Origin of the sequence: Halorubrum cibi (assembly GCF_900182635.1) — an archaeon.
Classification (GTDB): domain Archaea; phylum Halobacteriota; class Halobacteria; order Halobacteriales; family Haloferacaceae; genus Halorubrum; species Halorubrum cibi.
On sequence record NZ_FXTD01000012.1, the window covers coordinates 69,357 to 90,095 of the forward strand.

At 58.6% G+C, this 20,739-nt stretch carries 18 protein-coding genes and 1 pseudogene; 2 read left to right on the plus strand and 17 right to left on the minus strand.

Translation table 11 applies throughout. The annotated features are described in order from the left end of the window. Positions 1-14: 14 nt before the first annotated feature. On the plus strand, positions 15-503 hold the full coding sequence (locus FN829_RS16490) for a hypothetical protein (RefSeq protein ID WP_142987631.1): 489 nt from the start codon (positions 15-17) through the stop codon (positions 501-503). Here FN829_RS16490 and FN829_RS14310 read toward each other — a convergent pair. The 3 genes from FN829_RS14310 to FN829_RS14320 form a co-directional block, all read right to left on the minus strand. Further along, positions 500-1,426, minus strand: a complete 927-nt coding sequence (locus FN829_RS14310; RefSeq protein WP_142987632.1) for a transcription initiation factor IIB — start codon at positions 1,424-1,426, stop codon at positions 500-502. The genes FN829_RS16490 and FN829_RS14310 overlap by 4 nt on opposite strands. 93 nt (positions 1,427-1,519) lie before the next feature. Beyond that, the gene (locus FN829_RS14315) at positions 1,520-1,948 is read right to left on the minus strand and encodes an SWIM zinc finger family protein (RefSeq protein WP_142987633.1); all 429 of its coding nucleotides are present in this window, start codon (positions 1,946-1,948) and stop codon (positions 1,520-1,522) included. Between the two features lie 242 nt (positions 1,949-2,190). Further along, a complete protein-coding gene (locus FN829_RS14320) occupies positions 2,191-3,087 on the minus strand; it encodes an SOSS complex subunit B family protein (protein ID WP_142987634.1) in 897 nt (298 codons plus the stop codon). Between the two features lie 742 nt (positions 3,088-3,829). Between FN829_RS14320 and prf1 the strand changes: the two genes are divergently transcribed. Further along, positions 3,830-4,906, plus strand: a complete 1,077-nt coding sequence (gene prf1 / locus FN829_RS14330) for a peptide chain release factor aRF-1 (RefSeq protein ID WP_142987635.1) — start codon at positions 3,830-3,832, stop codon at positions 4,904-4,906. 145 nt (positions 4,907-5,051) lie between these two features. Here the strand turns inward: prf1 and FN829_RS14335 are convergent, their stop codons facing one another. The 14 genes and pseudogenes from FN829_RS14335 to FN829_RS14400 all read right to left on the minus strand — a co-directional run bounded on the left by FN829_RS14335 (position 5,052) and on the right by FN829_RS14400 (position 20,738). Next, positions 5,052-5,381: a hypothetical protein gene (locus tag FN829_RS14335; protein ID WP_142987636.1), complete on the minus strand. Its 330-nt coding sequence runs from the start codon at positions 5,379-5,381 to the stop codon at positions 5,052-5,054. 31 nt (positions 5,382-5,412) lie between these two features. Next, positions 5,413-5,925: a hypothetical protein gene (locus FN829_RS14340; RefSeq protein WP_142987637.1), complete on the minus strand. Its 513-nt coding sequence runs from the start codon at positions 5,923-5,925 to the stop codon at positions 5,413-5,415. Next, a complete protein-coding gene (locus FN829_RS14345) occupies positions 5,926-6,228 on the minus strand; it encodes a hypothetical protein (protein ID WP_136601315.1) in 303 nt (100 codons plus the stop codon). Positions 6,229-6,299: 71 nt separating this feature from the next. Next, a complete protein-coding gene (locus FN829_RS14350) occupies positions 6,300-6,626 on the minus strand; it encodes a DUF7558 family protein (RefSeq protein WP_142987638.1) in 327 nt (108 codons plus the stop codon). Further along, positions 6,626-6,916: a hypothetical protein gene (locus FN829_RS14355; RefSeq protein ID WP_142987639.1), complete on the minus strand. Its 291-nt coding sequence runs from the start codon at positions 6,914-6,916 to the stop codon at positions 6,626-6,628. The genes FN829_RS14350 and FN829_RS14355 overlap by 1 nt, the downstream gene beginning before the upstream one ends. 225 nt (positions 6,917-7,141) lie before the next feature. Next, the gene (locus tag FN829_RS16005; RefSeq protein WP_185955780.1) at positions 7,142-7,312 is read right to left on the minus strand and encodes a hypothetical protein; all 171 of its coding nucleotides are present in this window, start codon (positions 7,310-7,312) and stop codon (positions 7,142-7,144) included. Between the two features lie 38 nt (positions 7,313-7,350). Further along, positions 7,351-7,629, minus strand: a pseudogene (locus FN829_RS14360) (DUF7342 family protein); the annotation flags it as partial. Positions 7,630-7,787: 158 nt separating this feature from the next. After that, complete coding sequence (locus FN829_RS14365) at positions 7,788-8,228, minus strand: hypothetical protein (protein ID WP_142987640.1); 441 nt, start codon at positions 8,226-8,228, stop codon at positions 7,788-7,790. Between the two features lie 1,849 nt (positions 8,229-10,077). Beyond that, the gene (locus FN829_RS14375; protein ID WP_142987641.1) at positions 10,078-11,589 is read right to left on the minus strand and encodes a primase-associated protein; all 1,512 of its coding nucleotides are present in this window, start codon (positions 11,587-11,589) and stop codon (positions 10,078-10,080) included. After that, entirely contained in the window at positions 11,586-12,470 is an 885-nt protein-coding gene (locus FN829_RS14380; RefSeq protein WP_142987642.1) for a DNA primase, read from the minus strand. Before FN829_RS14380 ends, FN829_RS14375 begins: the two co-directional genes overlap by 4 nt. Further along, positions 12,467-16,312 carry an ATP-binding protein gene (locus FN829_RS14385; protein WP_142987643.1) on the minus strand — a complete coding sequence of 1,282 codons (3,846 nt, stop codon included), beginning with the start codon at positions 16,310-16,312 and terminating at the stop codon, positions 12,467-12,469. The genes FN829_RS14380 and FN829_RS14385 overlap by 4 nt, the downstream gene beginning before the upstream one ends. After that, positions 16,305-18,512, minus strand: coding sequence for a VirB4 family type IV secretion system protein (locus FN829_RS14390; protein WP_142987644.1), 2,208 nt, complete (start codon positions 18,510-18,512; stop codon positions 16,305-16,307). Before FN829_RS14390 ends, FN829_RS14385 begins: the two co-directional genes overlap by 8 nt. Further along, positions 18,505-19,626, minus strand: a complete 1,122-nt coding sequence (locus tag FN829_RS14395) for a hypothetical protein (protein WP_142987645.1) — start codon at positions 19,624-19,626, stop codon at positions 18,505-18,507. The genes FN829_RS14390 and FN829_RS14395 overlap by 8 nt, the downstream gene beginning before the upstream one ends. Continuing rightward, on the minus strand, positions 19,626-20,738 hold the full coding sequence (locus FN829_RS14400; protein WP_142987646.1) for a hypothetical protein: 1,113 nt from the start codon (positions 20,736-20,738) through the stop codon (positions 19,626-19,628). Before FN829_RS14400 ends, FN829_RS14395 begins: the two co-directional genes overlap by 1 nt. Between the last annotated feature and the right edge of the window lies 1 nt (position 20,739).

Genomic DNA, 20,739 nt, shown 5'->3' on the forward strand with positions numbered 1-20,739 from the left:
TCCTCTCTCACAGAATGATCTTTCTCGCCGGTCGCGACCGCTATACACAGCGGACTCTCCTCCGCGACGTTCACGACCGATTGACGAATCAAGCGGGGTGTGAGGATGTGCGCTATCGCCCGTCTCGACGTCGGCCCCGGTACGTTATCGGGGATGTCGAGCCGACGACGTTCTTGGGTGACTCTTCCGACGCGGCGACGGCACGACTGGAGATTCGGTTCTGGTACCCCGCTGGCGTCGACCACGAATACTACCGCATCAACTGGGTCGAACCGGACCGGAATCTGATGCTGGGCTTTCACCAGGACGCCGATCATCCGGATCTTGGATCCTGTCACATCCAACTCAATCACAAAGACGCGTCCGTCGATCGGCATAGCGCGTCGTTTCTCGATGCGCACCCACTTGCCGTCCTCGATGACCGACTCCAGCAGTTGCCGGCGGCGGTAGAGGCGATTCGCTGGGAGAATGGGATGCCCTCGCTCCCTACTTGGCCCGTCTAGACAGCGAGTTCACCGAGCGTCTCGTGATGCGTCCGGATGGTTGTTGGCGTGACGTTCCCGGACTCGGCGACATCACGTTGCGTCACCCACTTCCCCTGTTCTTGTCCCGCCTTGTAGAGGCAGGCCGCGGCGAACCCGGCCGGATGGACGCCCGTCGTGAGACCGCGCTCTTCAGCTTGTTCCGCGAGCGTTCGAGCCCGTTGTCGGATCTCGTCCGGACACTCGAGATCCGACGCGAGTCGCGGCACGAACATGCTGGGGGCGACGGGCTTGGCAGGGAGCCCCAGCTCTTCGTTCAGCGTTTTGTACGCGTTCGTGACCCGCGACTCCACAACTCGGGCCAGCTTGCTGATCTCGCCAAGCAGCCGCGAGAGGCCGTTGCACCGGCAGGCCCCGTAGACGCTGGCCGCAGCGATGGCCTCGATTGATCTGCCACGAAGCAGATTCTCGTTCTGAGCGCTCCGGAAGAGCTGACACGCCTGATCCCGAACCGACTCTGAGAGATCGAGCGCACTCGCAATTCTTCGTACTTCGCCTAGGCCGTGTGCGAGGTTTCGCTCGGCTTTAGACTGGAACCGACCGCGACGCTGTTCGCGCCGCATTCGGAATAGCTGCTGGTGCTTTTGCCCAGAGAGAGTGTTTCCGTTCGCATCTTTCCCGCGACCGATCTCCGTCGAGAGGCCTCGGTCATGACGTGCCGCAGTCAGTGGAGCGCCCGTCCGCTTTCGCTCGTGTTGGTCGTGGGTTCTCCATTCCGGACCGTGATCGATTCGCTGTTCGGCAATAACGAGTCCGCAGTCTTCACAGGTCGTTTCGACCGCGTTGGTAGTGACCCGGCCATCGCACTCCGGACATGGGTTCGTGCTGGAGTTTGTCTGGACGTCCTCGTCGAAGCTCGTTTCGTAGATTTCTCTAGTTGCCATCGGTTGTTTGTGAGGTGTATTGTCTACACCCCGCACCCCTCTCAGGGGGAGATAAACAGCCGCGGACGGAGCGGTGTGAGGATGTCTGCTGGGCTACTTGGGGAGGTCTCGGCGACCCGTCCACACGCACTCCCAGCAGGGAAAATCGTTGGACAGCCCATCACAATCGCACTGCGTTGTGTCTACGGTATCTGATTGGTCTCCTTGCCGCTCTCTATCCGTTACAACGTCGCTGTCGGTGATAGCTTGTACCTTCTTCACAATGTCTAGAACTTGTGGTCGAATAGCAACGGCAACTCGATGCTTACACGGACCAGCGTACACTGCGTCAGCGGGACATTCACAAGCTGCTGGAATACCGTCAACAACAGTGACGCGGTATTCATGATCTGCTGGATTTTGATGGCTCTCGTTCCGAACACGGATGTCACCATCTAGAAGTGAAAATTCGAAGGCTTCGTACTGAGCGCGTTTGAGTACACGATTCGTTGGTTCGAGACTGTCGAGTAGAGTTATCGCCATTATGTACCGCGGCGACAGGTGCGCCGCACCCTTCGGTGCGCAGATAAACTCCTAGTGACTCACAAGTTGATTTGTTGTCAAGGTTGTGGCTGCGCGCGCAGCGGAGTTCTCGTGAGCACCGCGAACGAGGGCACGTGAGACGAGCGAATGCGAGTCTCACGGAGCGAGCACGGAGCGGAGGGTGGGGAGGTGGGGCCTGGGTCGGTCCGGCACGTAGCAAAAAAGAGAGTCGCGACGACTGGCTATTCCCACCACCGACCGCGCTCGGGGAACATCACGGTGCTCCACCCAGTGACGGCTAGTGAGACGCGTCCTTCGTACCAGTTCCGTGCCGCTCCGTGAATTCGAACGCGCTCGCCTTCTTGGATCCACGGAGCATTTGAGGCCTCCCAGATCGTTACCCGTGTTTTGCCACTGTCGTCCGCGATCAGCCCAACTTGAGCGATGCTCGGATGGGAGGGATCCCACAATGTCTCGACCTGACCCTCAACACTCACCTCTTTGCGATTGACGTCCTCAAGCTTCCCGATGGGAACCACATGTCCCGGCGCTGTCTGTAACTCCTCGAACACCCCCACGACCGCGCTCATCAGGTCTTTCCCACCGACGACGGCTTCACCCAGCCGCCGACCAATCGCCGCTCGCGACCAGCCATCCAACTTCTCTGCCAGCCGCATCGACTGTGTGTTCACCGCCGCCAACTGCTCTTGCGTGAGTTCTACACGAGGATCGTCTCTCTCTGGGTCCATCCGCGGGTCCACGCTTGCCGCCCGCTTCTGGAACTTCACACGCCGTTCAGCACTCCGCTTCGCCGCGACATTTCGCGTCCGCTTTGCGCGCCCCTCCTGCTGACTGAGCTCCGCCTGAGCACTGATGCGTTCCAGTTCAGCCTCCCGCGCTCGAATGCGCTCTTCCTGTTCGAGGGTCTTTCCGAACATGTGATCCGGGCCTTCCTCGACGCGCGCGTCTGGGTGGTTAGAATCGACTTTCGCCTGTACCTCCATCTGTACCGTTGCCCGGAACTCCGGCGTCTCATCGACGACCTCGAAGCCATCTTCATCGACTTCCGCTTCGTCCGCGTTTTCGAATCCTTGTTCATCGACCGAAACTACTTGACTGGTAACGTTCTTACTTGACATTGGATCTCACTGATCCGAAGGCGCTCAGCGCCCGACACCGCGATGCTCCACCATCGCGGTTCTTCGACGACAACGCCCGACAGAACCATCTACGCGCTCTCGCTCGCGCCTTCGCGAGCGCCCTTGGGCGCGAGCGAGAGCGCCGAAGGAAGGTCACTCAACCAGCACCGCGCGCCGACCCGCCCGGAGCAAGCGTCCAGCGGAGTAAGCGTGAGGGGTGAGCAGCTACGCCGCGCAACCCCTCGGGCTTACCCGCTGGCGTCGAGGGCACATTTACTTTAGCCCGGAACGGGCGCTCGCGGTGCTGAGAGCGGCCGCATGCCCGGAATGGTCGGTCGCGAGCGACGCGGAGGGCGGTAGCGGCGAGCGGGGCGCGCCGTAGAGAAACACCCGGCCATCCGATTGTACTGCTGAACGAATGAACCACCCCTGGCGGACTGTAAGGGCGAGGTCGCTCGGCCAATCCCCGACTCCGTAAGCACCGCAGGCACGAGGAGCGCAGCGTGGGTCGCGGGATGCCGAGCGGCCGAGGGCTTTCTATTCGTTCTCGGCCACCACTAACCGTCTCGACGGAAGCATTATCGTGCACCGTCACGAACAATATAGTATGCACCACACACCCCCGGTGCAACGGGTGAACGTGCGGACGATGAGCGGTTGCTCTGTTCTTTCGTAGTTGGTAGCGGCGCCGGCGGGTGTATCGCCTTCTCATCGAGCAGCGACGCCGCTACCACCGAAACAAATGCAGACCACCGAGTACGAACTCCGCGATCGAATCGACCAGCTCACAAACTACCGTGGCGAGGGCACCGAGCTCATCACCGTGGCCGTCCCGCCAGACAAATCACTCCATGCGGTCCGTGAGCGCATTGACCGCGAATATGCACAGGCTGCGAACATCAAATCCGATCAGACACGAACTCACGTCCAGGACGCTCTCGGACGTATCCGACGCCTCCTCCAAGCGTACGAAGAGACACCACCAAGCGGCCTTGTCATCTACGCTGGTGTCGTCGACAGTGAGCTGCAGGATGCCGTCTTCGACGATCTCGACGTCCCCGTCGATGTCTCGCTGTACCGCTGTGCGGCTGAATTCGAGACTGCCCCTGTCGAGCAGGCGCTCACCCCGTCAGAGGTGTACGGTCTGGTCATCCTCGAACGGGGCCGTGCCGCCCTCGGTCGCCTCGCCGGCGAACGCATCGTTTCCAGTCGGACCTTCGAGAGCCAAGTGATGGGAAAATCCCGTGCTGGCGGTCAGAGTGCGCAGCGATTCGAACGCGAGCGAGACCGCCAGAAACACGAGTTCTTCGAGCAGGTCGCCGACGCTGCCGAGCAGACGTTCCTCGATGAGCCCACTGTCGATGGCGTCATCCTCGGCGGGACGACGATCACCGTCGACGAGTTCCAGCAGGGTGACTATCTCCACCACGAGTTGCGGGACCACATACTAGGTGTCTATCCGATTGAGTACGCAACCAAGCAGGGTCTCTCGCAGCTCGTTGAGCGCGCTGACGACGTACTGTCTGATGTTGAGCGCCGACGGGAACGGGAAGCCCTCGATCGGTTCTTCACGGCGCTGGGACAGGGTGGAGATGTCGCCTACGGAGCTGATGAAACGCAAACCGCCCTCGAGTATGGAGCAGTCGACGTCCTTCTCGTTTCTGACGGACGGCCACCAGCGGAGATTCGTGAGCTGGAGGAAGTGACGACCGACCAAGGCGGTGAGTGTCTCGTTGTGTCGACTGACACCGATCGAGGTGCCCAGTTCGATACTGCATTCGGAGGCCTTGGAGCGCTCCTCCGGTTCCGTATTAACTAAGCCGAGTTGTTTTGGACGCCATAGCTGTTCTAGCGTCCCAGTGTACGGGTTTGGAGGCAGTCATCGGTCGCATGAACAAGCTCGATCGGCGTAAACCGGGCGGGTGCGGTGTCGCTCTTGGAGACACGAATCGCTCACACCGATCTCAGCCGTCGTCCTGTGCGTTCAGTTCTGTCAGGAACTGGCCGGCTGCCGTCCCGATACGAACACCGTCGACGGTACGTACTGCAAGGTCGTGCGTGGCAGTCCGAAAGGGGTAGTGGTCGACGAGGATGCGACGGATGACGGTTCGGACGGGGTCGGTCCCGTATCTGTCGACGACAGTAGCCATCATCTCGTCGAGATGCGCGTCCCGGTGCTCCGTCCGGGGATGCTGTGCGCGTTCGAGCACGAGTTCGACTACATCGTCAACTGATGTGTGCTCGGGATTCTTGGTTCGTTCACGAACGTCGTAGAGAGCGTCGTTACCGGGCATTCCTGTTCACTTCGAAGTATCCTTTACGGTGTCAGGGCTCCTTGAGCAATGAGCGAGCTCGCTGCACGTAACTGTTCGCGCCCCAGCTACGGGCGTTGCTAATCTCATCGAGGAGCAGCCGCGCATCGGCAGCTGATAGGTGTTCGGTTCGAACGAGAACCGAGAGTAGCGTCGGTGTCGTGACGAGTCGGGTATCAGCGAGTGAGGCGTGGATCAAGCCAAGTTGGTTGAACTCGTCACAGAGGAAGAGCGCAGCATCGAGTTCGTTCGCGAGCGTGACCGCCGCGTTCTCACCATCATCGAGGGGGAACTCGGCATCGAGGTCGACCGACTGTGTCGTGAATGACTCTGCTTGGTCGAGTACGGCGGACGCGGCGTGTCCATGGACGTCATCGTAGGAGGCGATCTCTTGGAGTTCATCGATGACCGCTGTTGGGACGACGACCTCGTACCGGGAGAGACAGAGTGCGAGTGGATCGGGATCGTCGTCAGTAACGATCCCGAGACTCACGAGGGCGGAGGCGTCTGCGATAAGCCGCGACATCTATGCGTCGGCGACCTCGTCGATGAAGTCTTCGTCTAACTGCTGTTTCAACACTCGGAGGTTTGCTGCCTCCTCGGCGCCGACGAGTGCTTTGAGTTGATCGAAGGTGATCTCGTCGTCGTAATAGGCGGCGGCGATCTCTTGGGTGAGTGCGTCGTCGTGAGCGGCGTCTTGGAGGTACTCTCGAAGCGCGGTCACGAGGACGTCTGTTCGGTCTTCCCCGAGGACTGCGGCCAGTGCGTCGGCGCGGTCGATGAGCCGATTGGGGGCCCGAAACTGCACGCGCTTCTTATCGGTGCTCATGATGTGTACAATGTGAGCCAACGCACTTAGCCGTTTTCGTGTGTATGATGTGAGCCTCACTCGGCCGACCGTCACTCGGCCACGAGATGCTCCTTGAGATCACGTGTCCAGTACGTTGCGAGCCCCCCTGGACTACAGTGCTCGCACAGTTGCAACGGGCCTTCGAGATGCCCCAGTTCCACTCGGAACCGCGTCAGCGCTGCAAGCGCGTCGACGACGAGTCCACACCCGTCGCAGGCGTAGTGATCGCGCTCGTCGGGATTCGGCCCCGACTGGATCGCACAGTCGACGCAGATGGGGTGAGTAACCCGATCATCCTGACCCCACGTATGCGCCTCGCCAGCCTCGGCGCCGGGCGGAGTGTCGCAGAATGCACACCCCGTGAGCGTCTGCTGCATTACTCGGCCTCCTCGTCGGCATCGCAGGCGGCCGTCCAGCCACGGTGGAAGACGGCTAGCTGCGTCGGTGAGTCGAACGCAGTATCACTCGGTTCGTGAACGAGAACGCGGTCCTCGGGAACTGGAGTGACGACGTCCGCGTCGAGGAGCTCGTTGATCTGGCTCTGGGCCGTCGTGTCGTCAATGTCCGCCGTGTTGACGCCGTTGACGTCGCGGTCCTGTGCGAGGAGCTCAGTTTCGAACTGTTCATAGTCGGCACTCGTGTCGTCATGTGGATCGGGATCATCCATGGTGAATCACGCTGCGCACGTTGTCGCGCGCTGCACGCCTTCTGGCGCAGATAAACACTCCACGCGAGACCGCGGCCCTTACTCACTCCGAGGGATCGTAATCCGGTTTTCGATTCCGCCGACAACAAGCGTCAGCACGTCGTGATGGTCGGTTAACCACGAGGCGTCGTCACTGGATAGCAAAGTGGTCGTCAATAGCTACGGAGCCGCTGAGAGCCTGTTGACTCACCCGTCTTCGAGCGCGGCGTAGATCTCCGCATGGCGGCGTCCGTCAAGTTCCCCCATCTCGAGGGCGATCTGGTGGCGTTCAGCGTCGCTCTCGGCCGCCTGATACTGCTCGTACAGTCGGCGGACTTCTTCATCGACCGTCGCCGAGGAATCGGTGCTGGACGCCATCTCTGTATCGAACGTACTCATTGTGTCCCTTTATCAGTGGCGACGAGCTGGTTGATGCGTCGCCACTCGAAGTACGCGTTGTTGCGCTCGTAGGTGGCCGGATGGCCGTCATGGCGTATGACGATGCCGAGTTCTCCGAACCAGCTGAGGTATTTCCGGGCTGTCTTCGGGTCACACTCTGCTCGTTCGGCGATCGCGCTTGCCGTCGTCGGCTCCCGGGTCTGCAGGATGGTGCCGTAGATGCGTAGTTCGACGTCGTCCTCGCTAAATTGGTCCTCGAAAGAAGGGGGACCGTCCGTGGACGCTGTGTCGGGCATACGTATTCTTGCGGGGCTACGAATATCGTTCTTACTTCGAGGAAGAGTTCCCCGTCAAGTGAGGCGTACTGGGTGCCGCCTGGTTGGCTTCGAATGGAGCACGATATTAACCAACACTAGACCCGATCCCAGGAGGTTGTTGGTTAACTCAGGTTCGGTCAGCGCATCTGGAGCTTTCGAGCCGGTTTGACGCTGAACGTATCTGGGTTGTTGACTGGCACGTCGTGACTGCGATCAGTTGCCTGGGACGACGGCCGAGTGAGCCGGGTGATGAGATCCTCACGAACAGCCCGCCGACTGACCGTGGACTCGTGCCACCCAAGTCGTTCATAGTAGTGCCGTTTCCGGAACATCTCGCCGTTGTCGTCGATGGGGATGAACTGCGTTCGCTTCGCTCCCCATACGTTCGTAGAGACGTACTCCGCACCAACCTCTTCGTGGGTAAGTTCCACGAGGACACACTCGACGAATGAGACGATTGAGAGCTGACTTCTCTCGTTGGGAACCGTCAGTTCGAGATCCGCCCACGGCGCATCGCTTGATTGTTCTATCTGTTCGCTACGTAGCCGCGATTGCTGTCGCTCGTGTTCTGAAGACATCGTAGTTCAGTGGGCGCTCACTGCGCCCCTCACCCCTCTTGGGGGTGAGAAAATCCACCGCGAATCGCGTCACCATTCAATGAGTGTCTTCTGATATGTTTGCTATAGACATTCGTCGTTTGCTGGCCCCTCGGCCAGAGAGAGCCAGCGGCGTTTGTACCAGTGTACCCTAGCCTTCCTTTGGAATATTTTGGAGGTGCAAAGGGTATCAAAACAGCCTCAGATTCAACAATAGGTCCGTCGGGCTGTTTTTAGGCGGTGGAACTGTCCTCGACGAACTTCAAACTCGGCTTTCCGGGGTAATTGTGCTTGACGAGGTGTTGAGGGCCTCGAATTCGAAGGAATCAGTATCACATATTCGCCGCACTCGCCGCCGACGAATCTCAGCAGCTAACGATGGTTAGCTTCGACTCGTGGAAAATTCACCCCTTATCGGTCGAATATTGGGGATGTAAGCTCTAAAAAGTGCGTGACGGAGATTCTTAACTCCCCGGACAACCTCTCCGATAGAAATATCAAAACGATGGTGGTTCTCTCATAGGCGCCGAAAAAAGAATCGCCGGATTAGCTAGTTCAAGACAACGGCCAGTTCTCCTTGAGGTTCATTTTTGGTTAGTCTGAGAAGCTCGCGTTCAGGACCGGCGAAGAGTGAATTGCAGGTTTTACTCGATCCGCTTCTATCTCGGTCATTGGATTTCTGGATCTGTATCTAGAGTATGATAATAGTAGGAGGCAGATCTGTCTCTCGGAGTCTATCTCCTCGAACTATACCCACAAGTAAGCCAGCATTTGGATAATGTATGTGAATAATAACTATTGGCACACGTGTTCTATCTACTGGTCATGGGCGACCAGTTTCCACCGGTTACTCGTCGAGAGCTAATTGCGATCACCGGTGGATCCGCCCTGGCTGGATGCTCAATAATGAATCCTGGAACGCGACATCCTCAACGAGACACCACACAACGGGATGACCAACAGGCGGAGACCGTTCGGGCTTTCGTCGGGTCGTATCACTGGGGATACTTCATTTTGGACGAGGACGGCGCGGAAATAGACCAACTAACGCTTTCACCTGGCGGCGAACTACGGCTCACCCTCTTCAACGTCGAAGCAGATGCCGCGATCGACGCACTCCCGCAAGCAGTTCGTACGAACATCCCAAGCCCTGAGGAACGAGCTCAGCGCAACGAACAGGCCATCCCCGTTCCCCAGGGGACGACCCTCGAAACCCTACACGACGCGGCCGAAGCCGCATATCCAGACCACAGTCTCGTCCTCCTAGGCGACGAGTATATGTGGAGCAGGCCTGGTGGCCCGGGACAGGGACAGGGGAGTGGTGTTCCAGTCGGTCCGTGGGGAGGTCACCACGGGCCCCACGGTGGTCCATATGGCCCAGGAGGCGGCCCATACGGCCCAGGACAGGGGCCCGGTAGTCCATATGGCCCCGGAATGGGCGAATATGGCCCCGGGATGATGCCAGGGTACGGTCCTGGAATGGGCGGGTATGGCTGGGGAAGCGGGTACGGCGGAACGCTCGCACCACCGGTATACCTCTGGCATCACTCGACGGTGCCAAGCGAACTTGGATTCGTCGTAAACACCACCGGGTCGTTCGGATTCGTGTGTACGGTCTACTGCGGCTACGGTCATCCGTACATGGCCGAACAGAGTCGCGTCGTCGTAACTGAAAACTGAGAGTCATGAAAACAGCTGTTTCCGGCAGCCCAGCGCGTGGTCCCTACTACAGACCAGATATTCGAATAGTACCTCGCACGATGGACTGCCTGCCACCACGCTTCTTGCTCGAACAGGAAAACAATGTCATCAAAAGTGGCACCCTCCAGAGCTAGAATTCCTCTCCCGTAGAACCGTCTTCATCCAGTTGGTCGTACATTTCGTCTGGGAATGGGAGACTTCCCCAGATGGAGTATTGACACTGCTCCTGCCCGATGCAGTACCGCTGTATATCGTCGTTGTCGCAGTTCATCGGAAGCGGGGTGTCGCCACCAATCGTATTCGAGAATTCGTAGCGAATCTGGTAGTCGGTGACCTGTTCGTCGTACCACGGCCATCGTGAGAAGATGTCCTTGAGATCCGCGACAATTGTCTCGAGGTCACTGTCTTGGTACTGGGGCAGCCACATCACCATCCGGGCGAAGTTGTACAGGTCCTTTCGGACCGGCTTCTTCTCGTGGAGGCGCTCGGCCATGTTCGCCATACAGGGGAGCTCGAACAGATCTTCGATCGACTCGACGTCAAGAGGCTGGACGCCACGCGAAGACTCCTGAATCCGATAGTGGTTCGTATTTCCGTGCTGTCGGATCGTGAGATTCCGATGGTCGCGCTGGGATGCAAGGAGATTCCCAAGACTCCGAGGACTCGAGATACGATTACACACGTCTCGCTTCCAGTCCGCTTCTGGGTCGTACGCCTCTACTGCTTCAAACAGCTCCTTCGCCGAGTGGAACTCCCCCAGTGAGACGACCTCATCTGGAACGTCTCGAATCGCGTCCCGGAGCACACGGATGGTCCGCTCACCGGGGTTCCAATCTCGCCAGATTCGTTCGTGGTGTCCCGTCTCGATGAAGCGATCGATGCGCTTTGTGATGCCCGACTCATTCGTGCTCAGCCACGTCAGCTGGTCTTCTGAGAGATTCTCCTCCTGGACTCGCAGGAGCTTCTTGAACGCACGTCTGGCGTACTCACGATACTTCGTGTCGAAATCACCGACCGGTACGTAGAGGCAGTTGTCCTTGATGCGAGTGAGCAGTTCTCCGGTCTCTCCTGGCTCGGTGTCGGCGTGAACGAGACAGTCCCTCGATGCTGCGGCCATCGGGATTTCGAGATACAACCCTTCACCAAACTCGGGCATCTCCTTGATCCCTGTACAAACGCGACCAGGGTGCGGACCATCCTCTCCGGGCCCTTTCGCGTATAGCACTTCTGCGATATCCTGTTGAAGACTCCCGTCACCGAATTCTCGAAGAAGGGACGCGAGGTTATTGACATAGAGCTCGCGAATATCGTAGAGAACCTGTACCTTTCGCGGCGGAGCGTGCTCGAACTTCGGGTGTACTTTGACGCAGATCGCACTCAACGTCGCGAGGACGGCGAGCGTTCCCGGTTCGTCGACGAACGGCTCCTCAGCGGCATTGGCCCTGACGTCTTCTTTGAACGCCGCTGTCCCGAACCGCTCGAGGTCGTTTAACAGATCGTCTGGTTGGTCTTCGCCGTCGATGATGTATCGATTGTAGCCTCGCGTGAACAGCTGGTTGATTCGGGTCGTGCCGTATTCGAGTGGGAGCGTCGCAACGCGATAGGCGGTACGCTCGTCCTCGACAGGCGTCGACTGACTCATGACTGGAGCACCTCCGGTGTCGCAGACTGAACGTCGAAGGTCGGGCTCTCAATCGGCATGACGATGCTACAGACGTCAGCGTGCAACGAGTAGGGGAGCCGGGCGACTCGACGACGGTCGGCGGTTACCACTGGGTCGATAGGGATCTCGTAGGTGTCTTGTAGAAGGTCGTTCAGCACTTCTCGACTCTTGGCGTCGTACCGATGGGATGGATCACTGTCGAGGAGGTAGACGTGGACGCCTTGGCCGCTGTACACCACCATCGTCTCCTCGGCGTTGAAGTCGTCCTCGAAGATATCTCGCACCTCGAAGCCGTACTCGATGGCCCGTTCGATATCCTCAAAGGCATACGGATACCCCTTGGGAGCGGCGTCGAGGATTCCTGTGGCGTTGAGGAGCGTATCATCGTCCCAGTCGTCGACGTCCTCCGAGACCGTATCCGCTGCTCGGTTCCTGGCGATATCCTTCGCATCGATGTCGACGAGGAGGACCCAGGGTCGCTCCCAGTGATCCAGCGCGTAATAGACTGCATCAGGACACGGGTCTGGTTTGTCAAGCAGGTCTGGATCTGCGAGCGCGAAGTTACTCCGACCGAGTGGATCATTCCGTGCTGGATGCTGGATGAATTCGATGACGTCGTCGAACTCCTGAAACGCTGCAGTGGTCCGCTCTCCGGAGGTGTTCGTCTGCCACGTATCTCGCCGAATAAAGTCCTTGTCTGGGACTCCGTCTTTCCGTACTGGGTGGGGTTCCCGAAACGCGAGTGCGTACTGTTTCGGTCCCATCGCTGTGATGAACGACGGGAGCTCGTCACGGTATGAGGGAAACTCCTCGGCGTAGTACCTGTAGATCTCTTCACGAGTCGCTTGTCGCCAATTCATTTGTTGAACTCTTGGTCGAGTTTGTTGAAGCTCCGAATCGTCGTCAGCCCAGCTGCGTCGAACGATTCAACGGCCGATCGAATATCCGAGAACGACCGGGCCGCACGCCCGCTCACACTGCTCTCAATTCGATTAGCCTCAGAAAGACAGTCCAGCACTTCGACGGCTGTCTCGCGTCTGTTAAACGCCCAGACAGCGTTCGCATCCACTGCACTCTGCTTGTCGTAGTCGTTGACCGGCGCGTGTTTGTTGTTACTCGCGAGTTCAGCTTCACCGACCCACACGAGTTCTCCGTCAGCATCAAGACCGGCAACATCGAACACCGTCTCCTCATCGTACTCATAGTAGGATTCGACCTGTGCGACGTCTTCGTGGGAGTCTAACCACAGTTCGAGCAGCTTCACACCAACCTTGTGCGGCGTCTTTTCCCCGATATCTCCCTGACCAGGACCGACCTTGAGTTTCTGGCCGAGCAGTTCTCGCCCTGCCGGGAGTACGGTGTAGTACTTCCGACCACACGCTCGTCCTTCCTCCAACAGGTCTTGATCGACGAGCCGTTGTACGTTGAGGTTGTCAAAGTCGTTCTTGAACGCACTCATTGAATCCAAGAGTCCATGATTCGGTGCATCACCATTCATCACGTCAAGGATGCGGGTCAGGAAGCGGATGTCGTCGTAAGTAAGCCCGAGCCGTCGAAGCTCGTCATCCGGGACGGTTACACCACCAGCCTGTACTGGTAACGATCCGTTCTCGTCGACAGCTGTCTCCTCCTCTTCACCGACTAGCTCTTCTGGCTCAGTTGACTCAGGATCCCCAAAGAGCGGGTTGGTGGTATTCTTGTCTCTCCGTTCGTTTCTTTCGTTCCGTTCGTTTCCTTCGTTCTCTTCGTCGGCTGCTGAACCACTGGTTGCCTGTCCGATGAACGACGACTGTGTCGTGTCCACAGGACTAGTCGATTCTGTGGATGTCGACCGTTCACCCTTCGGTCTACTTCCCCATCCCTCGGTGTCTCCGGCCTCTGATTCGTTAGTGGCCTCAGCAAGCCCATACTGGGTCTGTGTCCGCTCGGACAGTCGGGGGAGGGCCACGGTCTCGAAGTGGTCCTCCTGTTCGATAGAAAGCGGCTCGTCGCTCTCTGGATGACCAGCTGCTATCGGGAGCGGCTTCACAGAGAACGGGGCTGGCCCCGTCTCCCCGAATGACGGGCTGGGGAGTTGTGCAATCCATTCCCCGCTGGGGAGCGTGTTGATCCGATTTCGCAGGTCAGTCGGACTCAAGTCTTCGTGGGCCAGTGACTCGGCGAGGTCGCGCTCGATGGAGATGTTCCCGATGAGCTTCGTCTTGATGTTGTTGAGGACCTCGTTGTAGGCGCGCTCGCTTCGATTCCTGACTTGCTCGGGAAACTGCATCACTAGTCCCATGCTCAGGCCAAAGGACCGACCTTGGGGAAGCAACTGCTCGGAAACGAGTTTCGTTGAGGCGACGGGAGCCGCCTCCTCAATGATGAGGTTGGTAAGCTTCTCGTAGTCTGTCTTCCCGTCACGTCGACGCACCTGTACCGCGTCCCAGAGGTTACTCAACAGGAGAAGTGTGATTGCTCGCTGTGCCTCCGGACGGAGATCACCCAGGTCGAACAGGATCGTGGCATCTTCGTCGAGGAACTCGCGGAAGTCGAATCGGTTGTCGACGTATTCGCCATCATCGCCCTGTTCCGGAACGTGACTGAAGATACGACGCAGGTGTGCGTCCTCTCTGAGTTTGTCGAGACGGTTTCCGACGGCGTCCATCGATACCTGGAATCGACGGTCATCCTTCTCGAAGTGGCGCGTCAGCGACTCCTCGACATTTTGGTTCTCAGCAGCGACCGGAGGGACTGTCCGCTCGCGTTGCATCTGGAGTGCAGCCGCAAAGAGATCATCGAGGCCGAAGGCGTCACTACCGTATTCCTCGTCGAAGAGCGCCTTGATGAGGTAGCTGAGGATCTCGTTCGCGACAAACGCTTGTCCGTACTGTTCGCGGCCCATGACCATCCGCATGATGTCGTGGAAGTGGTCGACCTTGTCCTGAATCGCGTCTTCACGATTTTGTCCGGCCTTGAGCGCAGGCCGGATGTCGAAGAAGGAGAACGCAGGGACCGTCTCCGGGACGCGGAACTGGTAGACGTCGTCCACCCCGTTGAAGCGCTCGTAGTGGCAGCGAAGGTAATTCGCGCACATACCGTCGCCTTTCGGATCGACGATCACGACGGGTCCGCCAGTCGTCTCCCGGAGAGACAGCGCGTCGTTGATGATTGCCTTCGATTTTCCGCCGCCGGTCGAGGCGAACCGGCCGTAGTGCGTCGTCAGGAGATTCGGTGGAATCCGAATCGGGTCCGGTTGGGGAGATCCGTTCTCATCGAGTGCATACCCGATCGCCATTCCCTCTTGGAACTGTTGAACTAGATCTGGATTGGGCCACGGAAGCGGGTTCCGGCTTTGCTGTTCAGCGCGTGTCCCGCGTGTTCCCTCAACTGTGAGTTGCTCGGAGGATGGGACGAGCACAAAGTTCGCGAGTTCCGTCCCACAGAGGACGAAATCCGGTCGGGTCTTGCCTCGACCGCTCGTCATCTCTCGGTCAAGCAACTGCTGGAGAGCTGTCTGAGCGTTCTTCGCCTTCGTCTTTTCTCGGAAGCCGCCAGCACGGAGTCGGTCCCCTTCGACTTCGTAATAGGGGCCGTCGATTGGGTCGAACACGGGACGAAGCGCGTTCATCTGGGCCGCGAGGTCGTCGCGGCCTTCATCCCCTGTTGGAACGCCGACTGCTCTAATGTTGGCAGTGAACGACCGCTTGGGGTTCTTCGCGTCGATATACTCGATGCGCTTGGCGACTGATTCGCTGAGCTGTTTCTCGTCGCGATTGCCCCGCCGATCTTCGACCTCCAGGAAGGAGCCAACAATCTCCTGGAAGAAGGTGTCCCGCCCGTCGACGAGATCCTCCTTTCTGATCTCGGCGTCGGACTGCCAGCTTGTCCGTCGCTGAAACACAACCTGAAACGCTACTGGTGACGCCGCCTCCATCAGGTGGTCGACGAGTGACGCAAGAGTCGCACCGGGCTGGTCGATAGCAGCCAACCCGTCGTCTTCGTCCTCGGAGGCGAAGGGCGTCAACGACGTCATCCAGTCTTTCTTTCGGGTGGCTGAACCAGACCAGCGTACGCCGACTGGCGAGACGGCGTCGACGGTGGGCCGAGCGAGTATCGTTCCCTCGGCCGTCTCGGTCGGCTTTTCGAGTATCGTCAGTGGCCCCTCGTCCGGAACTGCATTTGGAGATCTAAGCTCAAGCGCCGTCTCCCCAATCTCGACGAAGTGGCCATGGGACGAATCGACTGTGGCACCACCATCTGCAAGGGAGGATGCTTCGGTCGTTGGTGTCTGGTCTTGGTCACGCTCCTCGCTGTCAAGTTCGTGCTGCTCGTCGGTACTAAATTCGTACTGTAGATGCCCTGCTTCGTAGTGTTTAACGAACTCTGCTGGTGTGAATTCGACTGGCTGAATGAGCCGTGAAGCGACGTCGACGTCGACGCGTTCGATGTCGAATGTCTCGGGATAGATCGAGCGAAGGCGTTTTTCGAGTGTGTCGAGATGCTCGTCGGCGCCGTAGAAGAACTCAACAGGGTCGTCCGCTCCCTCAGATAGTGCGAGAAACTCGAACCGAAGCGGTGTCTTACTGTGGAGTGGGTTCAGCTTCTGCACGAGTCCAGTTGACTCCGCCGTCGTCAGTTTGTGCAGGCTTTCGAGGACTCGAGGGATTCCCTCGGGATCCAGGCCTTCTGATGTTGGCGTGACTCGGAGATACTCACGCATCGTCTTCCCCCTCCATTGAACCGCCGTCAGGCTTGGCGGAGATGGATTCCGCGTCACTCGACTGTCCGTCAGTCGTTTGCTCTTCCAGCTTCTCTCGGAACTCCTGCACGTCCGTATCAACTGCACCTTCACCCGCGCCGGGGAGCGAAGAACGGCGCTGCTCGGTTGGATCGAAGTCGATGACCTGCTTCTCCTTGGGCATCGCCTCAACCTTGATGCCGCGCCATTCTCCGTCGACGCCGACGAGCGCCTCGGAGAAGCCAGCGTCCTCGTTCCCGGGGACCGCGTCCTGCACGTAGCGCATCTGGGCGTAATTCAGCCCGAACTCGTCGGCCCATTGGTCGTCCATCCCGTCCAGGCGATGGAACTGCTTGACGGCACACTGGTCGAGGATGGCTTCGGACTCGGCGTGCTCGAAGAACTCGTCGACGGTCTGGGTGACGAGCCGGATCGAGAGATCGTGGTGGCGGTGATGTCGGAACACCGTCTCTAAGAATGCCAGACTCGCGGCGTCCTGCATTATGTAGCGCGCCTCGTCGATGACGAACACGACCTCCTTGTCCGTCTCTTTCGCCCGCTCGTACACGAGCGAGATGAGCAACTGCATCGTCAGCGCCGTACTGCTATCGACGCTACCTTCCTGCTGGGCGAGATCGAGATAGATGACCTTCTCGTTACGGATATCGAACTCTGAGGACTTCCCGAGATTAGCGTGGCGACCCTCTCCCTCGAAGGGCCGAAGCTGGTCCAGCAGCCACGTCGCGTCCTCGCGAATCTTCCCAGCCTCCTCGTCGGAACGAACGACGAACTCCTCGGGGTCGTCGACCATGTCCTCGAAGACGTCCATCATGTCCCGGATGGTCGGGCTGGGGTTGCCGTGCGTCGAGATGTCGTCGGTGATGTCGTTGCGCTTGTAGGCGCGCTTGAGGCCGAGTTCGAGCGTCGTCCGACGATCACCGAGCGAGATACCGCGCAGTGCGAAGAAGTTCGTCAGGAAGCTCATTGCGTCGTCGAGCTTCTCGTTGAACGGGCTCGCGTCCTCACCCATCGCCCGCTGGACGTGGTCGGGTGTCTGGCGAATCTCCAGGGGATTCAGACCGAGCGTCCCACCGACGGTGATGCGTTTTGCACCGAGTGCTTCGGAGACGCCCGCCCAGTTGTTGAGCGGTTCGAGAATAATGCCGATGCGATCCTTGCTCTGCTCGATCGAGCGAATGAAGTTCTGTTTCGAGCCGAACGACTTCCCAGACCCAGTATCGCCAACGGTGAACATCGCATACCCGTTGTCACGGGCAAACGGGTCGATGACGACGGGGCTCTGGTTGTCCTTGTGGATGCCGAACTCGACCCCGCCCTCTTCGAGAATAGTCGCGTTATGCGGTGACGAGAGGAGTGCACCAACTGCTCCACCGAGGGCAATGGATTCGCGGCTAAACACGTTGTCTCCAATGGGGGCAGCTGACTGGAGCGCAAGGTCTTGCCGGCAGATCGCGGTCTTCGGTGTGAGGTTCGCCGGGTCGTCGCGGAGAGCGCTCTTGACCTTCTGGACTGAGTCCCTGAGGTCGTCCTTGTTGTTGGCGCGAACCGTGATGAACATCCCCTGGTCGAAAACGTTCGCACCACTCTCGACGGCCTTGTACGTCGCAGCGGCTTCGTTCGCTCGCTCCTGAAGGTACGCACTTCGAACGCTCTGTTCCAGATCGGCGTCAACTTGGAGGTCGTCAGCGATGTCCTGCAGTTCGTCCCGCGCTCGCTGCTGGTTTTTTGGCGTAATGTGCGCTGTGAGGTCGAATTCGACGTCGGTCAGCTCGAAGAGGTCGCTCAGATAGCCGTCGTTCGGGTAGTCGGCATAATCCGTGATGTAGAGCGTCGTCGTCCACTGCTCGCCAACGCGTGCGGCTCGTGTCTCCCACTCGATGGCTGCTGGCGCAGTCACCGTCTTGTGAGACTCGGAGATGTCGTCAAGGAGTTGGCCTTCTACATGACCCTCCTCGAGCGTCTCCTCGTCGAGGACATCCGAGAAGTCGACTTCGGGTTCGTCATCGGCAGTGTGACGGTCCCAGAGGAGTTTACCGATGACTCCGAGGGCCACAACCAACAGGAGATAAATCGCCGCACCTTCGGGTGACGTGGGGTTCAGTAGCCACTCAGTGGGCTGGGCGAGAGGCCCGCCGCTCGCTTGGAGGACGACGTTATACATCGGTCTCATCCTCCCGGCGCGAGTGGCCGATGATCGGTTGCTCGCGAACGACGCAGTCTGCGTCGTCGTAGTCGTGCTCTCGTCCGTTCCAGAAGTCCATGTTCAGAACGAACAGTTCGACCGTACTGAGTCGACGAGCAGACCAGCCGGACGCCTGCTGGATGAACTCGGCGCGAACGTCGTTGACGCGGCTGTCGAGCTTCTCGAACATTTGGGCACGGCGTTCGACATCGGTGAGATCCTCGCGTCGCGTCACAAAGAGATTGAACAGGAACCCGATGATGGGAAACTTGGTCAGTTTCTCGGCAGGCGTCCCCTCGTCTCGGAAGCGGTCGTAGACTTCGAGCGGCGTGACCTCGACCCCAAGGTAGTATCGCATCTGTTGGATGCCACGGTCACGCATCTCTCTGGGGCGTGTTTCTTGATATTCTTCGAGAAGTCCCCGGAAGATCGGATTTGCCGTGACGTCTTCGTCGGTAAGCCGTTCCTCGATCGTCTGGGTGATTTGCTCGACCGGGAATGAACGGGTTGTCGCGTGGAATTTGAGCTTCGAGTCGAGTTCCTTGTTAGCAAAGTCTTCGCCCGCGTTCTGGAGCTGGGCCCAGTCGTTGGACATCGCGAAGTCCATGTTCCCCGGGTTGATCTCGATGAAGGCCTCCATCGTGCCGTCCTCCCGTTGGATCGCCCCAGCACCGGGCCACGCCCGCTTGATGTTCGTAAGGTCTTGCGTTCGCTCGTCCGGTTTGAACGGCGTGTAGTTTGCGAACCCACCTTCGTTTCGTTCGGTCTCGTTCGTGGTACTGTCGGCTGCTTCTGGGGCACTGAAGGTGACTCGCGGGCGCTTCGCGTATCGATAGACGTCCTTCGTCCACGTCCACGCGTTCAGGTGGTCGGGAGAGACGTAGATGACGGCGACACCAAACCCGAGTCCGCCAGCCACGAACGGGAGGGCAAGCGATTCAACGCCAGTGAGACTCGCGATGAAGAGCCCGATAATCGGGAAGGCGATGAGTACGCCGACGTCCCCCTCCTCGATGTTGAGGTAAGGGATACGACTCTCCTCGCCAAACTGGTTCATGATACGCCGTGCTGCCGCGTCTGGATCTGTAGACATTAGTGAATACCTCGATCGTACTCCATTCCGTACTTGTCACTCGCTGCGTCTGCGGTGGCCCCACCGGGATCATTCTCGGTTCGACGGTACGATGGAGATCCGTCCTCAGTTCCGTGGTCGCCTCGAGCTGCTGCTTTCTGTGCGATGGCTTGGCCAGCTGCTGCTTTCGGTCCCCACCGTGCTGCTGTCGTCGCGACACCCGCACCGCCAACGTAAGCGCCAGCCGCGACACCGCCGATGAGAGCTGCTCCTTTCGTCGCACCTCCGACAACCCTGGCTGTCAGCGGAGTCGCGTACTTGAACGTCTTCCAAGTGATATAGAGCGCAACCAGTGGGAGTGAGACAGCGACGAAGAACTTGAGGAATGCAGTCTGTGGTGTGAGGGTCCCCCCGCCGTATAGCAGATCATATCCTTTGAACACTATCGCGGCTGGAAGGGGCAGGACAGCAAGGGGGACAAACCGCCTACAGAACCCCATCGAAATGTCAGACACAACAGGGATATTCCCATATCCGATAGCAATCGCAATCGGCATCCCGTAGAGATATACGTAGAGGAGGACCTCGCGGATGTAAAACAGAGCGTTCAATGCCCACATCGAGATACCTCCAATTAGCGCAAATAACAGTGATAACCCCGGGTTGGTCAGTGTTACACCGAGGAACCCCAACATAGCATTTCGAAGCGAAGCCATACCGGGCATCAGAGCAATTGAGAAACCATCGACAACGTAGAGCGAAAGGACACCGAGCCAATACCAGACGATTATCAGAAACGCACCAACCCACGCGGTTTTCTTTGTCTTCCTCGCTTCATATGTGCTACCGATATTGAATATTCGAATGGTGTGACGCCCTTGTACACTCATTACGAGTAGAAGCAACGCGATGAGCATTATTTCGCCACCGACGAGTGTATCTTGAATCGCTGACCAGGGTACATTCGTCGGCTCCCCGAAAACGAATGGTCCATTTGTCTGAGGGGTAGGAGTTCCGAACATCTCCTCAGTGAGAGTATTGTATCCTGTTGTTAGACCATCCATGAAGAGGCCAGCAACCCAGTCAACGACATCTTTGAACCCCTCCAAGACAACGTCAATGAGATCAACCATG

Bases quoted from the DNA above. Each gene is read 5' to 3' on its own strand.
- FN829_RS14340 (WP_142987637.1), bottom strand. From the start codon at position 5,925: ATGTCGCGGCTTATCGCAGACGCCTCCGCCCTCGTGAGTCTCGGGATC.
- FN829_RS14400 (WP_142987646.1), bottom strand. From the start codon at position 20,738: ATGGTTGATCTCATTGACGTTGTCTTGGAGGGGTTCAAAGATGTCGTT.
- FN829_RS14395 (WP_142987645.1), bottom strand. From the start codon at position 19,626: ATGTCTACAGATCCAGACGCGGCAGCACGGCGTATCATGAACCAGTTT.
- FN829_RS16490 (WP_142987631.1), top strand. From the start codon at position 15: ATGATCTTTCTCGCCGGTCGCGACCGCTATACACAGCGGACTCTCCTC.
- FN829_RS14350 (WP_142987638.1), bottom strand. From the start codon at position 6,626: ATGCAGCAGACGCTCACGGGGTGTGCATTCTGCGACACTCCGCCCGGC.
- prf1 (WP_142987635.1), top strand. From the start codon at position 3,830: ATGCAGACCACCGAGTACGAACTCCGCGATCGAATCGACCAGCTCACA.
- FN829_RS14310 (WP_142987632.1), bottom strand. From the start codon at position 1,426: ATGGCAACTAGAGAAATCTACGAAACGAGCTTCGACGAGGACGTCCAG.
- FN829_RS14320 (WP_142987634.1), bottom strand. From the start codon at position 3,087: ATGTCAAGTAAGAACGTTACCAGTCAAGTAGTTTCGGTCGATGAACAA.
- FN829_RS14345 (WP_136601315.1), bottom strand. From the start codon at position 6,228: ATGAGCACCGATAAGAAGCGCGTGCAGTTTCGGGCCCCCAATCGGCTC.
- FN829_RS14380 (WP_142987642.1), bottom strand. From the start codon at position 12,470: ATGAATTGGCGACAAGCGACTCGTGAAGAGATCTACAGGTACTACGCC.
- FN829_RS14390 (WP_142987644.1), bottom strand. From the start codon at position 18,512: ATGTATAACGTCGTCCTCCAAGCGAGCGGCGGGCCTCTCGCCCAGCCC.
- FN829_RS14385 (WP_142987643.1), bottom strand. From the start codon at position 16,312: ATGCGTGAGTATCTCCGAGTCACGCCAACATCAGAAGGCCTGGATCCC.
- FN829_RS14315 (WP_142987633.1), bottom strand. From the start codon at position 1,948: ATGGCGATAACTCTACTCGACAGTCTCGAACCAACGAATCGTGTACTC.
- FN829_RS14355 (WP_142987639.1), bottom strand. From the start codon at position 6,916: ATGGATGATCCCGATCCACATGACGACACGAGTGCCGACTATGAACAG.
- FN829_RS16005 (WP_185955780.1), bottom strand. From the start codon at position 7,312: ATGGCGTCCAGCACCGATTCCTCGGCGACGGTCGATGAAGAAGTCCGC.
- FN829_RS14335 (WP_142987636.1), bottom strand. From the start codon at position 5,381: ATGCCCGGTAACGACGCTCTCTACGACGTTCGTGAACGAACCAAGAAT.
- FN829_RS14375 (WP_142987641.1), bottom strand. From the start codon at position 11,589: ATGAGTCAGTCGACGCCTGTCGAGGACGAGCGTACCGCCTATCGCGTT.
- FN829_RS14365 (WP_142987640.1), bottom strand. From the start codon at position 8,228: ATGTCTTCAGAACACGAGCGACAGCAATCGCGGCTACGTAGCGAACAG.